General features: G+C 72.9%; 1 protein-coding gene. It reads right to left on the bottom strand.

What is annotated here, in order from left to right:
- Positions 1 to 125: 125 nt before the first annotated feature.
- The gene (locus tag ACYVE9_RS24280) at positions 126 to 1,799 is read right to left on the bottom strand and encodes a glycoside hydrolase family 13 protein (RefSeq protein WP_461030033.1); all 1,674 of its coding nucleotides are present in this window, start codon (positions 1,797 to 1,799) and stop codon (positions 126 to 128) included.
- Between the last annotated feature and the right edge of the window lie 282 nt (positions 1,800 to 2,081).

The following is a 2,081-nucleotide window of genomic DNA, read 5'->3' on the forward strand; positions in this document are numbered from 1 at the left end:
CGCGGCGGTGTCGCGGTGCCGCGCGCTGGTGCGAGGGGTGCTCGGTGGTGCTGTTCCGGTGGTGCCGGGTGGTGCCGGGTGGTGCCGGTAGTGGGTGAAGGGTGCGGGAGCCGCGGGGGACGGGGTCAGGGGACGGGGGAGTCGCCGCCGGTCCACCAGGCGGCGGTGGCGCCGGGCAGGATGCCGTGCGGACACGGCCCGCTGGCCAGCAGCGGGGCGCCCTGGACGGGAGCCGGCACCGGATCGGTGCCGAAGTTGACGGCGCACACCAGCCCGTCGCCGCGGACGAAGGCGAGCACCTGCGGCGGCGTCTCCAGCCAGCGCAGGGTGCCTTCGCCGAGCTGCGGCAGGCCGCGGCGCAGTTGCAGGCCGTCGCGGTAGAGGTGCCAGAATGAGCGGGTGTCGGCGAGCGCCCGGTCCGTGGCGTGCTCGGCGAACCACTCGGGTTGCGGCAGCCACGGCCGGGCGCCCTCGACTCCCTGGCTGAAGCCGAACGGGGAGGCGTGGCCGGACCAGGGGAGCGGTACCCGGCAGCCGTCCCGGATGCGGGCCCGGCTGCCGGTGCGGTGGAAGATCGGGTCGGTCAGGACCTCGTCCGGCAGGTCCACGACCTCGGGCAGGCCGAGTTCCTCACCCTGGTAGACGTAGGCGGCGCCGGGCAGCGCCAGCATCAGCAGGGCGGCGGCACGGGCCCGGGCCGAGCCGAGGCCGCTGCCCTCGACGCCGGGCTCACCGGCGTAGCGGGTGACGGTGCGGACCTGGTCGTGGTTGTTCAGCACCCAGGTGACGGTGGAGCCGGTGCCGGCGATGTCGCGCATCGCCTCGGTGATGGTGGCGCGGAACGCCTCCGCGTCCCAGGGGGCGCTGAGCAGGTCGAAGAAGAAGGCCTGGTGCAGTTCGTCGGGGCGGACGTAGGCGGCGTGCTCGCGGGCGGTCGGCACCGACACCTCGCCGACCAGCAGCCGGTCGTGGCCGTCCCGGGCGGTGTACTCCTCGCAGACGGACCGCCACCGCCGCCACACCTCGTGGACCTCGGGCTGGTTCCACGCGAGCTGGTTGACCGAGTCGCGGGCCCGCTCGTCGGCGCCCGGGTCGAGGGAGTCGGGCAGTTCAGGGTGCTTGTAGAGGCCGGCGGCCACGTCGATGCGGAAGCCGTCCACGCCGCGGTCCAGCCAGAAGCGCAGTACCTGGTCGAAGGTGTCGGCGATCTCGGGGTTGCGCCAGTTCCAGTCGGGCTGCTCGGGCGTGAACAGGTGCAGGTACCACTGCCCGGGGGTGCCGTCGGGCTCGGTGATGCGGCTCCAGGCCGGCCCGCCGAACATGGCCCGCCAGTTGTTGGGCGGCTCGTCGCCGTCCGGGCCCCGGCCGTCGCGGAAGTGGAAGCGGTCGCGGGCCGGGCTGCCGGGTGCCGCGGTGAGCGCCTCCCGGAACCAGGGGTGCGCGCTGGAGCAGTGGTTGGGAACGATGTCGAGCAGGACCTTGACGCCGAGCCGCCGGGCGTCCTGGACCAGCCGGTCGAACTCGGCGAGGTCTCCGTAGACCGGGTCCACGTCGCAGTAGTCGGCGACGTCGTAGCCGTGGTCGGCCTGCGGGGAGGGATAGAAGGGGCTCAGCCAGACACCGTCCACGCCGAGCTTCTTCAGGTACGGCAGCCCGGCCCGGACGCCGGCCAGATCGCCGATGCCGTCGCCGGTGCTGTCCAGAAAGCTGCGGACGTAGACCTGGTAGATCACCGCGTCGCGCCACCAGTGGCGGGCGGTGCCGGTGAGGAGGCCGTTGTCGGCCGGGGCTGTGAGCATCTCCCGTTGACCTGTTCCTGCTTGGTGCGAGAGCGGCCCGATACCGGGCCGCTCGGTCATGCATGCATGTTAAGTAGGAGTGTCATAAGGGTGTCAACGAGTCGACCGAAAGCCGCCCGGGTTTGCCCTGGTTCGTGTCGGTGCCATGGTGGAGATCAATACTTAACAAGTAACTGCACGACGCCTCTTCGTGCCCCCGAGCCCCGTGCGCCCGGCCCCCGGTGCGCCGGCCCCGGACCACCGGCCACCGACCCGACGCCCGCGCCGGACGGCTCGGCGGGG

The organism is Streptomyces sparsus (assembly GCF_054776295.1).

Coding starts and splice junctions, on each gene's coding strand:
- ACYVE9_RS24280 (WP_461030033.1), bottom strand. CDS start 1,799: ATGCTCACAGCCCCGGCCGACAACGGCCTCCTCACCGGCACCGCCCGC.